We start from the raw sequence: 12058 nt of genomic DNA on the forward strand, positions 1-12058 counted from the left end.
CGCATCACTTCCAGATAATCATTGCAACGCAATGACCACGGGGCGGCTACTTAAGAACATGAGCTGGGGAGTAGTGGCATTGGTATTGCCTGCCATCGTGCTACTCCTGTCTTACCCAGTGTTTGTCCGATACATTGACCGGGAGACGTTTGGCGTCTTCATCTTGGCGATCTCCCTCACCTCGATCGTGGGATGGGCTGATTTCGGAATTTCGGGCAGCACGACCAAATTCGTGGCGGCGGACATAGCCCACGGGCGCCCGAGAATGGCCGCCGAAACGATCGTCGCATCAATTACTTTCTTCCTCCCAACCGGTGCGCTGTTCGCGGCCGCCGGCTGGTTCGCGTCGCCTTGGATTGCGGAATTGGTCCGAGTATCCGATGCCGGACGCACGGCTGCGATCGAACTCTTTCGCCTGGGTTCTATTCAACTCTTCTTTTCGTGGCTCTGCGTCCCATTGAATGCCACACTCAAGGGATTCCAGCGATTCGAATACGGCGCGTTGGCGAATACGGTGAACGCACTGCTAGTCTACGGACTCGGCGGCATGCTCCTTGCGCTTGCACACGCGACTGCGAACGATGTGGCGCGGCTGGCTGTGGCTTCACAGGCTGCCGTCCTGCTAGTTGTAGCGCTGGCGCTGAGCCACCAAATCTCCCTTGCGCGACTTCAGATCCGCCGCTTTGTGCCCCGCCTTCGCGCTTTCCGTCGCATCCTGGGCTTCAGCGCTGCACTTGCGCTTAACGCCGTAGCGAGCGTACTTACCTCTCAATTGCACCGCTACCTTATCGCCGCGATCATCGGGGTGGAATCGGTCGTAGCGTTTCAAATTGCGATCGCACTGGCGTCAAAGGTCCAAGGTACAGTGAACGCGGCGACTGAAGCATTGTTTCCATTTGCGACTTCGGCGCGTTCCGCGAGCTTGCTCCGATCCACGTATGTCACTACGCTAATCTACTGCGCCTTGGGATCTGCTTTGGTGTTTGTGGTACTGGGTACTTTTTCGGACATACTTTTCGAATGGTGGATCGGCGGTGCGCTGGGCAGCCAATCGGCGGCATTATTCCGACCATTGGCCATAGGGTACTTCTTCGTGTGCCTCTCGCCGGTGGCACACCACCTCTGCAATGGAACGGGCCATCATTGGGCTGCGACGGCGTCATTTCTTGCGATCGGAGCCTGTACCACAGCGTTCGTTGCGATTGCGGCGCAATATTGGGGCACCGTTCACGCTAGTTCAATTGCCATCGCCTTGGCCATGGCCCTGAATGTCTCCTGGTTCCTCGCGTATGTCCAAGTGCGCGTGCTTCCCCATCTCAAGCCCGGGCAGGAAGCCGTCACGAGCCACTCAAGCGCCAATAAATCATGATATTTCGTCCAAACCTCACTCGCACTTTGAAGTCCTTCGTATCGGAGCGCCGGCATCCTGCTCTTCCGGAATCATTCGCAGGTAAACGACTCCGGACCATCTCCGTCGTCATGCCGTCATTCAACCAGGCTGCGTTCATCGAACAGTCCATCCTGAGTGTCCTAAACCAGAACTACCCAGCCCTCGAGCTGCTTATCATCGATGGCGGGTCGACTGACGGTTCCCTCGAGATTATCAGGAAGTATGCCGCCGAGATTTCGTACTGGAACTCCGAAACGGATGGCGGGCTTTCCGATGCTCTAAAGAAGGGCTGCGATCGCTCAACTGGCGAAGTCATCTGTTGGCTAAACACCGACGACCTCTTCCTGCCAGGCACCCTCAGAATCGTGAATGACGCCTTGGAATCGAATCCTGGCGCCCGATTCTGCTTTGGGCACTCACTTATGATCGACCCGGGAGCCAACGTTACCGATATTACGTTCACCCACCGGAACTGCTTTCACGAGAAGCATCGATTCGCAGAGAACTTGTTCGCGGGCGCAGTGTATTGGACGCGAGACGCCCATGACAGCGCAGGAGGCATCGACTCTTCGCTCAGCATGGCTATGGAGTACGCGCTCTTCGCTCACTTATTCGAGAATTTCGAGGGCGTCTTCATCAACCAAGTGCTTGCAGCATTCCGAAAGTATCCTGCACAGAAGTCACAGGTGCTAATGGACGTGACACGAAGCGAACGAATTGAGCGCGTCGGAACCATTGCTCCTTCCCGCATATTGCGGCTCGGTTGGGCGCTGAAACGCGCCGTTCACTGGACGATTGATGGAAATCTTCCGGCAAAGTTGCGAGCGCGATTGGGACGTTCCCTTAGGCAATCCCTATAGCGGGTCCAACGGTTCGGGGAGAAATTGACAATTGCACAATACGTCCGGAAGGGATCACTACGCTGCGATTTACGCGACTGAACTTGCCTCCCAAGCGAAATGGCTGGCATATGGCGCTGCCGAGAAAGCAAACAGCGTGGAAATCCTGGTAAATGAGCGGCTCCCGCAACCGGGGTCCGTTATGGAACTCGGCGCCGGAACGGGCGCCGTAATCGGCGAACTGAAGCGCCGCGGATTCGCTCGGAGATATATTGCGGCTGACTACTCGAAGGATGCCTGCTCCTTTATGAGCTCGCAACTGGATGGAATTGAGGTTCACAGGATCGATATCGTCAGAGACAGGATTCCCGAACGGGCCGAGGTGGTGGTCTTGAGCCACGTATTGGAACACCTTGAGCAGCCGGAGCGACTTCTGGAAGCCATCGCAAGAAACGTTGATTTCGACTGGTTCGTCGTTGAGTGCCCAATGGAAGACCTCCCAGCCTCTCGGCTGAAGAATCTGTTTCGCGACCGCCTCGACAATCTCGCGGGACACGTGCAGTTCTTCACACCCCGATCGCTAAGGGCCTTGGTCGGCAGGTATTTTGAGATCGAGGGCGATCGCTACTACGCACCTTGGGCGCCGGGAGAGGTTGTCGATTTCATCTCAGAGAGAAATCGCTATTCGGCCTTTCGACGCGCTGTCTCGTCGTTCACGATGAACTGGTGCGGATTCCGGTGAAGTCGGGCCGGCGTTCCGGCGGAAGCCGGGCCATCGTTCCGGTCGATGCCGGGCCGTGGCGTGATGCGGGTAGCGCACTGTCGCTGAGTTGATGGGAGACGTCAATGTGCCTTGGTGCGTGTTGGTGGTTTCGGGTTGGTGGTCTTCGCTTTCGCATCGAGTCGCCCTTGAGGGCGAGGCGATAGCTGTTGTGAACGGGCCGGTCGAGGATTGCGTCGGCAAGGGTGGGGTCGGCCAGGTGCGTGTGCCACTGTTCGACGGGCAGTTGGCTGGTGACGATGGTGGAGCGGCGGTCATAGCGGTCGTCGAAGATTTCCAGGAGGTCGCGCTTGGTCTGCTCGGCGAGCGGGGTGAGGCCGAAGTCGTCGAGGACCAGGAGGTCGACCTTGGCCAGGAGCTTGAGGAAGGCGGAGCGGTTTTGCAGCGCGTGATAGCGGGCGAGTTCATCGACGAGCCGCGGCAGGCGGAAGAAGCGCACCGAGAAGTCCGCACGGCAGGCCGAGTGGGCGAGCGCGCAGCCCAGGAAGCTCTTTCCGACGCCGGTGGGCCCGGTGATGAGCACGTTCAAGTGTTCGGCGATCCAGGCCAGGTCGCGCACCCGGACCATGGCGCCGGGGTCGAGGCCGCGAAGGGCGCTCGTGTCCATGTCCTCGATGACGGCGCCCTGCGGCAAGCGAGCCCAGCGCAGGCGCTGTGCCAGGCGAGCCGAACCGCGCTCGGTGATCTCGTGCTGGATCATGGGCCCGAGGCGCTCCTCGAAGGTAAGTTGCGAACGATCCGGGGTGCACAGTTGCTGCTCAAGGGCGGCGGCCATGCCGCGCAGGCGCAGTTGCTGGGTTGCTCGACGAGCGGTTGGGTCAGCATCGATGTCCTCTGGGGTGGGTGACGGGCCTACTGGAAGTACTTCTCGCCGCGCACGTTGTCGTGCTCCAGGGAGCGCGGCCTGGGCGGGCGGGGCGGGCGCGGGCGTGTTGATGAGCGTTCGAAGCGAGCGGTAGCTGAAGCTGCGGATCGCAACCGCCCGCGTGGCGGCCCCCTCGAGCGCCTCGGGGCTGAAGTCGCGCGCAAGGCGAAGGATCCCCAGGCTCGAGCGCAGGCACTCCTCGGGATGGCGCCTGCGGTGCAGTTGCTCGGTGAGCACCTCGGCGGTGGCCGGTCCGATGGCCAAGGCGCGCTGCATCAAGCGCTCGTGGGTGGGTCGATGACGGCGCTGTGCCGCTCGGGACGATGATCGGCGAGGGTCACGAACTGCCCGCGCGAGGGCGCACGCAGGTGCGTGGCGACCAGGTGCTGGCGATGGAAGATCTCAATCACACGCGCGCTCAGGCGTACCTCGACCGTGCGTCCGACCAGCTTGTAAGGCACGGAGTAGTAGGCGCGCTCGACCTCGACGTGATAGTCCAGGTGCACCTTGGCCTTCTTCCAGGTGGCGAATTCGTAAGGCCTGTGCGGAAGCGGGCGCAGCGCCGCACGCTCGATGTCGGCAAACAGGCTCGCGCGGCACCCTTCGCGCTTCTTGAAGGGGCGAGCGTTGAGATCGGCCACGAGGAGCGCGATCGCGGCATTGAGTTCGCCAAGCGAGAAGAACGTCCGGTTACGAAGACGGGCAAGGATCCAGCGCTCGACCACCAGCACGCCCGCCTCGACCTTGGCCTTGTCGCGGGGCTTTCGCACCCGCGCCGGCAGAATCGCCACCGCGTAGTGCTCGGCGAAGTCCTGGTAGGCGGGATTCAAGTCCGGCTCGTAGCGGTGCGCCTTGTGGACGGCGCTCTTCAGGTTGTCGGGCACGAGGGCACGAGGAACGCCGCCGAGGAATTCCAGAGTGCGCACCTGGGAGCCCAGCCAATCGGGCAACGCCTGCGTCCAGGTCGCTTCCGCATAGGTGTAGCTGCTCGCGCCCAGGACGGCCACGAAGATCTGGGCCGCGCGCAGCTCCCCGCTCGTGCGATCCACGACCGGCATCGTCTGCCCGGCGTAATCGAGGAAGAGCTTGTCGCCGGGAACGTGGTTCTGGCGCAGGACCAGATCCTGGTTGGCGAGCCAGCGCCGGTACTGGTCGCAGAAGACGCTGTACTGCCAGCCATCGGAGCTCGGCATGCAGAAACGCGAAGTCCGGCTGCGGGGTGCGAGACAGCGGCACCTCGCGCTGGTAGAGCCGCGCCTGAAGGCCCGCCTCGTCAAGCCCGGCCGGCAGCGGCCAGCCCACGCCCGCCGCGTGCGCGCGGCGCAGGCACTCCTGCACCGTCGAACGGGCGCTCCCGACGGCCGCGGCAATCTCGCGGTCGCTCAGACGGACTTCAAACTTGAGACGCAGAACCTCTCGGATCTTCCGCATGGGTAACCTCGGTTGCGCCACCGCCGGACTCCTTCCAGATGGGAAAGGAGCCCACGGTAGCCCCTGGTTACCCGCATCACCCCGGCCGGCATGGACCGGAACGCTGGCCGGCATGCTCCGGAATGGTGGCCCGGCATGCTCCGGAACGCTGGCCCGGCATGGACCGGAATCCGCAAACTGGGGCCCACGGCTCTTCGAGCCCGCATGGAAGAGGCTCTGGCTAGGAAATTACGCGCTAATTTGCCGGAAGAAGTCCCCAATAACCTGAATTGCGTTCTGACATGGCTAGGTTCACGCGACGCTCCGCATTGACAGGCTTGGCGGCCGTCACGGGTGGCACCCTTCTAGCTGGGACTAGTTCGTCGGCTATCCCCAGCGAAGTCTCCCGGTACGGTTGGCTCAACGTCAAGGACTTTGGCGCGGTCGGCGATGGTACTCACGACGACACAGCTGGATTGCAGGCCGCGGTTGCAGCAGCCGTCAAAGGAACCGAGGACGCCAGCGTGATCTACGTCCCGCGCGGCCGGTACCTCATCACGGAATCAAACCTTTTTGGTCACTGGAACTTGCCTTCTGGGCAGGGAGTCCTTGGATTGCGTGTTGTCGGCGACGGCCTGAGGCAATCGATATTGCAACTGAACAATCGCAGCAATTTGGACATCTGGTTCTACGACGACGGCGCGGTCTCCCCAAGCGGGCGAGGCCTGCTGTTTCCGCAGTTTGAGAATCTGCGATTCTATGGCGGCCGTCGGACCGCGGGATCGGTAAGCGGATTCCGATTGCATCCGACACCCAACCACTTCCCCTCGCAGGGATTCACGTTTCTGAACTGCAGCGCGGACGGGCTTGACACGTGGTTCGACATCCGTGGCACCGTCAATGGCTCGGAGAATAAGTGGCTCAATTGCCGATTCTCCGGCCTCAAGACAGTGCTGCGCGTCGATCAAACCCAAGCGGTAAACCAGGTGTTCTTGGCGTGCGACTTCGAGAACATTTCCGGAGACGCATTCGTGCTCGGTCCGAGCGGCGGCATGCCAAGCGCAATTACAATCATCGGCGGAAGCGTGATCCTTGCTTCGCCGGACGTGGAAGCCCCGAGCGCGAGGCCATCGGAGTGGGCTCCAGGCCGAAGCGTATCGAGTGACGACCTTTCGCTATGGGACGGATTCGTATATCGAGCAACCGGTACAGGTGTCACAGGGACTTTGCCCCCGACTCACCGAGTTGGGACCTACTCAGACGGCGGCATTCCTTGGTCCGTGATGAAGGACGATAGGTTCTACTTTGTCAGATTCGCGGGCACCTCTCCCATTTCGCGACCGCTTTTCTCGGCATCTAACTTGAAGTTCGAGTTCTACGATAGCCGGGCCAAACTGCTTAAGGTCGACCATGATGGAAATGCCGTTCAGGCAGTGTTCCGTGACTGTGACCTTACGACGATGGCTCCGCGGACATCGCTGGATCACATCACGAGGTGGGAGCCAAATTCGGTTTACGCCGAAGGGGCGCTCGTAAAGGCCGGGGCTTGTGTATACGCGACCGCCCGTGGGGGCAGGTCGGGAACATTCCGTCCCCAACACGCTTCGGGGGTGCTCGGCGATGGTGGCATCGGAGACTGGCGCTTTGTCGCGATGGCCGGAACCGACACTATTGTGGAAATCGATGAGCCGGGAAACCAGGACATTCTGTTCGAAGGGTGCCTCGTGCCTGCGAACGCAGCATTCCGCGTCGGTGCCCCGCGCCCTGGGCGCGCAGGGTCTACGTTTTCCTCATACGGGAACATCACCCTCGAACATTGCCAAATCGACAAGCGGATCGTGGACCGCTTTTCCGCAGGTAGCGGCCACAGCAAATTTCTCGTCGAGCGATGCTGGATTAATGAAGCTCGCGATTCGTCTGGCTCCGACTGGATGAACTGGGCCCTCGACTGTAATCAGGCGGGATCGATTGGAGTGTTGAATGCCAAGGGTATGAGCACAAAGTCCGTGAACATTCATCTTTCATGGCCGGGACCGGACTTACCCTCCAGCGACGGATGGCTTTGTCGGGTCGTACTCCCCCCGAATGCGCTCGTGAGGAACGTGTTCGTGAAGAAGTTGCCGGGACGCGGGAAGGGTCCATACCAGCTTCAGGTCACTAATGACGACGGCTCATTCGTTTACGGCGAAAGTCAACCCGCAGAACAATCGGCAATGCACAACATAAACATCCCGAGTCTCCTCCGCAGCGTCGGTCAAGCCATGAATGAACGTATCTTGCGACTTCGCTGCGCACCGGGTCGTGCCGGGCAGGAAAGGATCGATAGGCAGGATGGTGACTATTTTATCGTCGAGTATTTGTAGACGGACTGCCGCTTTCAAGCTCAAGGACTCGCTGGAATCCACTTGCCATCTGTTCCGCAGCGGCTCGTGGCGAATAGTTCCCAATAACGGTGTGAGCGGCACCTTTCACTCTTTCGCGCAATTCGGGCTCTCGCATAAGTAGCTCGAGGATACTTGCAAGGCGTTCGTCGTCGGATGGCTCGAACACGAAACCCGTCTTACCATCGACGATTAGATCGGGCGCGCAACCACATCGCTCCGACACTACGGCGACCACCCCCCCCGCCATTGCCTCATTGACCACAAGTCCCCAAGGTTCGGAAAGGCTCGGCAGCACCATGATCTCCGCCAGGGCAAGGAGCCGCGGTACGTCCCACCAGGGTACTCCGCCCGCGAAGAACAGCGGAACGCCTGAGTCCCGCGCATATGTGGACAGCGCCTCTCTCTGCGGCCCATGCCCAACCACCAAGACGCCCCATTCTTCCGCCAACACGGGATCCTTCTGCATGACCCTTTGAAACGCTCGAATGACGACCGCAAAGTTCTTCTCCGCGGCAATTCTCCCCAGAAGCAGGACCGTGCGCTTCCAAGGTATGCCCGCCTTGACACGTGCCCCCTCCCCCGCGCTTCGATAGCGTGAGACCTCTTCGGCCACAAACGAGTTGTCGGTGGCCTGGCACCGAACGATGATGCGATCCCGAGGCATGCCCAGCGTTGCACAGTAGTCGCCCGCGCGCGAACCGTAGACGAAAGCCATGTCGCACGATGAAACAAACACTTTCTTGACGAATTCCCAAAGGACAAATCGCTTCTTGTCCTCGCGCGTAGAGTCTACGGCGACGATGATCCGCGCCCCACACAGCTTCCCCGCGACGAGCGCTACCCAAGACGCCGGGTCGGCATAGCCGGGCACTACAATGATCATGGGCCTCATTCGCCAAATCAAGGCTACCGTCCTGACCAATATCTTCAGGACACCATGACTTTCGCGGGACCCGGGGAGCAGCACTTCGTGGGGATAATCGTGCAGGGCCCTGGTCCGATCATCTATTGCGCCGCGTTTGCCTTCAGTTTCTGAAATGTGGGCAATCCAGAGCCGGATCCCCCTATCCGCAGCAAGTGTCGATAGTTCCCGAAATACGGTCGCCTTATAATGGCTCCATAGCACGTTGTGGATTATGAGCGCCGAACTGTCTTCCGCCATTCCATTCTGAACCATCAGGGGCTTCCCAGATCGCAAACATTGCCAATGACCTACGCAATAATAGCCCGCACTTCGGTCCCACGGACAAGTAGCGACAGCCATGAGCCTGTTTGAAACTTTTCTGGTCTTCATTCTCTCGGCCCTGGTTGTACTCCCATTCCTTAGGTCGCGCAGGGCACAGAGTATCTACTGGGTCTTCTCTCCAGCATCCATGATTTCACTGTTTTTCCTTGTCTATTTCCTGGTTGGTCCGCTTTCGGCAATTGCATTCGACGACACTTTTTTTCTTGCGAGGGATATGCGACCGCTATTCGCGAATGCGTGGCTAGCGGGGGTAGTCGGGCTCATGGCAATTTGGGCGGGCTATTTCAGTCCAGCCGGAAAAATGATCGTGGGCAAAGCGAAGAAGCGAGACATCAATGCGGATCGCTATTACAAGAGCGGCGTTCTCATCACTTCCCTCGGTTATGTCTGTGTCCTCATCTGGGTGCTGTTTTCGGGAAGGGTACTCGACATATTTGGGGCCGAGCTCGGCTCGACACCGGGGACGGAGTTCGAGGAAGTCACGCGCGTGAGTTACTTCTATCACGGCATGAGCCTTGTATTCGTGGGCGTCTTTATTCAACTGTCCGTCAAGCGCATGTCGCTGCTTCTTGCCGCCGTAACTCTCATTCCCATTTCCCTGATGTTTGTATCAATTGGCTTCCGATATCGCCTACTGTTTGTCCTTGGAGGACTCACCCTCATCCTCCATCTGCGAAGCGGCAAATCGCCGCGTCTTTGGATCCTCGCAATCGTTGCGACAAGTCTGTTGGTCATGTTTGGAATTGTAGGCATGGCCAGAAGCTACTATGGCGGCCTGGATTTCGCGAATCTCTATGGCCGATCGTGGAGCGACCTTTACTTGGGAACGCTTGGCGAAACCAATACTTTCTACGTACTCGGTGCCGTTATGGATGTCGTTCCGACCGATTACGATTTCGTCGGTCTGCAGCCGTTTTACTATGCGCTCATCCTGCCAATTCCACGGTTCATGTGGGCCGCCAAGCCCTTCCCCGAATATCTCAACTTGATCACGGAGGCGATTGGAACAAGTGCTGCAATTTCTGCAGGCTCGGCGTGGCCATACATGGGCGAGCACTATGTCGCGTTCGGGTGGTCCGGCATGGTGATCATGTGCATCTTGCTAGGCATCGCGTGCCGGACAGTCTGGCTTTGGTACTGCAAGTTTCCGAGAGACCCGACGCTGATGACGATCTACTGCTTGTTCTTCCCATTTACCTACTACGTACTTTCGCGGGGGTATCTCGCGCAGGAATTCCAGGATTTCTGTTTTACCCTACTTCCAGCAATGCTTGCTCGAGCAGCCAGTATCGTGCGAACCAAGACGGGACGGCACACCGAGATCACCCTACTCTCGCCTAATGCGCGTACTCATTGAATGCATGTCCGTCAGGACAGGCGGTGGCGTCCAGGTCGCGTTGGACGTCTTGGGTCGCGTCGCCATGGACACGCATTTTCATGCGGCGGTCATCTGCTCCGAAGAGATTGCGCGACAACTTCCTAAGGATCTACGGGAGCGCTTCGCCGGATTCATCGAAACGTCGGCCGACACGCCACTCAGCTTCGCAAAGGCACGGCTGAGTGCCTATCGGATGGAGGCCAACTTTCGTCCCGATGTCGTGTACACAATCTTCGGCCCATCTTACTGGGTGCCAAGAGCGCCACAGGCTACGGGTTTTGCGTATGGCTCGCTTCTCTTCGGGCGAGTATCGAAGCCAGACTACAATCTCGGGTCCGATGGCTTCGTTGACTATTCGTCGTGGAAAGACGTGGCGCGGCGCTGGTTTCTGCAACGTGCCGATGCCTATCTTGTCGAATCCGACGAGGTGCGCCGGAGGCTCGCGCGGTATCTCGGCGTATCGCTTGACCGAATCACAGTTGTTGGCAATACGATCGGCCGTGCCTTCGAAGGGTATTCTTTTCCAGAAGCTCATAGCTCAAACCGTAGCATTCTTGTGCCCGCGCCATACTACGAACACAAGAATCTCGAAATCGTGCCATTCATTGCAAAGCTTCTCGTAGATGTCCACGGGCTGCGCGATTTTGTTTTTACGCTGACGATCCCCGAGTGCACTGCTGGCTGGAATCATATCAAGGCGTCGGCTGACTCACTGGGCGTTTCGGCTCACATAAGGACCGCGGGAGCGGTTTCGTATTCGGATATGCCAGCTCTTTATGGCGAGGCCAGCTGCGTTTTTCTTCCGACTCTCATGGAGTGTTTCACCGCGGTCTACCCCGAATCGTTTCACGCGGGCCGTCCACTGATTACCTCGAAGCGAGACTTCGCCGAGGACCTTTGTGGTGGCGCCGCTGTGTATTGCGATCCGCTTGACCCCGCGGATTGTGCGAAGCATATTGCAGCTACGTTTCATGATTCCGCCGGGGCCAAGGAGCTAGTAGCGCGCGGGAGACATAGACTGTCTGCCCACTTTGTCACTGCGCCCGAAAGATACTCGCGAATCATTGCCACCCTGCAGCGCATTGCGCGCAAGTTCTGACGACAACGCGCGACTCTCGAAAGGTATATGGCGACGAACGACGGTCTCTATGTTCAGTACGGATGCGGCTTCTCATCTTCCGCATCCTGGAGAAACTTTGACTCCAGCCCCACATTGCGTTTCGAGCGCATCGCATTAATAGGCCATCTCTACACTAAGAATCGTCAGAGGTTTCCCGCTAATGTTGAGTATGGTGACATCGTTAAGGGGCTTCCATTGGCGGCCGATTCGTGTGACGCGATCTATTGCTCTCACGTTCTCGAACACCTTTCGTTCACCGACTTCGATATCGCGCTCGATCGCTCGCGGTCCTACTTGCGCAAGGGAAAGCCATTTCGCTTGGTCGTTCCGGATCTCGAGACATTGGCGATGCGCTACGCTTCTGATTCTGCGGATGGGGCTGCTGAAGCCTTCATGCGTGAGTCTGGCCTTGGCTTGGTCGACCGGCCACAAGGCCTGATTGGCTTCCTCAAGACCTGGCTTGGCGCCAGAGAGCATCTTTGGATGTGGGACTACAAGGCTCTGGCCGCGCAATTACGACATCACGGATTCGTCGATATACGGCGCGCGCAATTTGGAGACTCTGAGGAGCCTCGCTTTGCCGACGTGGAGCATTCCGAGCGCTTCGAGGCTGCCGTGGCCGTTCAGTGCCGCAAGGAGTAGGAC

General features: G+C 59.0%; 9 protein-coding genes and 1 pseudogene. 7 read left to right on the forward strand and 3 right to left on the reverse strand.

What is annotated here, in order from left to right; translation table 11 throughout:
* Positions 1-58 precede the first annotated feature (58 nt).
* From IPP91_04820 to IPP91_04830, 3 genes are all read left to right on the forward strand, one after another.
* The gene (locus IPP91_04820; protein MBL0141386.1) at positions 59-1369 is read left to right on the forward strand and encodes an oligosaccharide flippase family protein; all 1311 of its coding nucleotides are present in this window, start codon (positions 59-61) and stop codon (positions 1367-1369) included.
* A 110-nt stretch (positions 1370-1479) separates the two neighbouring features.
* The gene (locus IPP91_04825) at positions 1480-2250 is read left to right on the forward strand and encodes a glycosyltransferase (protein MBL0141387.1); all 771 of its coding nucleotides are present in this window, start codon (positions 1480-1482) and stop codon (positions 2248-2250) included.
* A 136-nt stretch (positions 2251-2386) separates the two neighbouring features.
* Entirely contained in the window at positions 2387-2971 is a 585-nt protein-coding gene (locus IPP91_04830; protein ID MBL0141388.1) for a class I SAM-dependent methyltransferase, read from the forward strand.
* On the opposite strand, the gene IPP91_04835 is transcribed toward IPP91_04830, so the two are convergent.
* Positions 2943-3785: an ATP-binding protein gene (locus tag IPP91_04835; protein ID MBL0141389.1), complete on the reverse strand. Its 843-nt coding sequence runs from the start codon at positions 3783-3785 to the stop codon at positions 2943-2945. The two genes, IPP91_04830 and IPP91_04835, sit on opposite strands and share 29 nt — an antisense overlap.
* Positions 3786-3862: 77 nt before the next feature.
* Positions 3863-5306 (reverse strand): annotated as a pseudogene (locus IPP91_04840) (IS21 family transposase).
* A 317-nt stretch (positions 5307-5623) separates the two neighbouring features.
* Here IPP91_04840 and IPP91_04845 point away from each other — a divergent pair.
* Complete coding sequence (locus IPP91_04845; GenBank protein ID MBL0141390.1) at positions 5624-7648, forward strand: hypothetical protein; 2025 nt, start codon at positions 5624-5626, stop codon at positions 7646-7648.
* On the opposite strand, the gene IPP91_04850 is transcribed toward IPP91_04845, so the two are convergent.
* Positions 7629-8846, reverse strand: coding sequence for a glycosyltransferase family 4 protein (locus IPP91_04850; protein MBL0141391.1), 1218 nt, complete (start codon positions 8844-8846; stop codon positions 7629-7631). The genes IPP91_04845 and IPP91_04850 overlap by 20 nt on opposite strands.
* Positions 8847-8931: 85 nt before the next feature.
* Here IPP91_04850 and wzy point away from each other — a divergent pair, with 85 nt between their 5' ends.
* From wzy to IPP91_04865, 3 genes are all read left to right on the forward strand, one after another.
* Entirely contained in the window at positions 8932-10272 is a 1341-nt protein-coding gene (gene wzy / locus IPP91_04855; protein ID MBL0141392.1) for an O-antigen polysaccharide polymerase Wzy, read from the forward strand.
* Between the two features lie 64 nt (positions 10273-10336).
* Positions 10337-11392, forward strand: coding sequence for a glycosyltransferase (locus IPP91_04860; protein MBL0141393.1), 1056 nt, complete (start codon positions 10337-10339; stop codon positions 11390-11392).
* Between the two features lie 27 nt (positions 11393-11419).
* Positions 11420-12055 (forward strand): methyltransferase type 11, encoded by a 636-nt coding sequence (locus IPP91_04865; GenBank protein MBL0141394.1) that lies wholly within the window; start codon positions 11420-11422, stop codon positions 12053-12055.
* Positions 12056-12058 lie beyond the last annotated feature (3 nt).

The sequence above is a fragment of the Betaproteobacteria bacterium genome (assembly GCA_016720855.1).
In the GTDB taxonomy this organism is placed as follows: Bacteria; Pseudomonadota; Gammaproteobacteria; order Burkholderiales; family Usitatibacteraceae; genus FEB-7.

What these genes read in the sequence shown, in the direction of transcription:
- IPP91_04820 (MBL0141386.1), top strand. Translation starts at nt 59, where the DNA reads ATGAGCTGGGGAGTAGTGGCATTGGTATTGCCTGCCATCGTGCTACTC.
- IPP91_04825 (MBL0141387.1), top strand. Translation starts at nt 1,480, where the DNA reads ATGCCGTCATTCAACCAGGCTGCGTTCATCGAACAGTCCATCCTGAGT.
- IPP91_04835 (MBL0141389.1), bottom strand. Translation starts at nt 3,785, where the DNA reads ATGGCCGCCGCCCTTGAGCAGCAACTGTGCACCCCGGATCGTTCGCAA.
- IPP91_04850 (MBL0141391.1), bottom strand. Translation starts at nt 8,846, where the DNA reads ATGGTTCAGAATGGAATGGCGGAAGACAGTTCGGCGCTCATAATCCAC.
- wzy (MBL0141392.1), top strand. Translation starts at nt 8,932, where the DNA reads ATGAGCCTGTTTGAAACTTTTCTGGTCTTCATTCTCTCGGCCCTGGTT.
- IPP91_04860 (MBL0141393.1), top strand. Translation starts at nt 10,337, where the DNA reads ATGGACACGCATTTTCATGCGGCGGTCATCTGCTCCGAAGAGATTGCG.
- IPP91_04865 (MBL0141394.1), top strand. Translation starts at nt 11,420, where the DNA reads ATGGCGACGAACGACGGTCTCTATGTTCAGTACGGATGCGGCTTCTCA.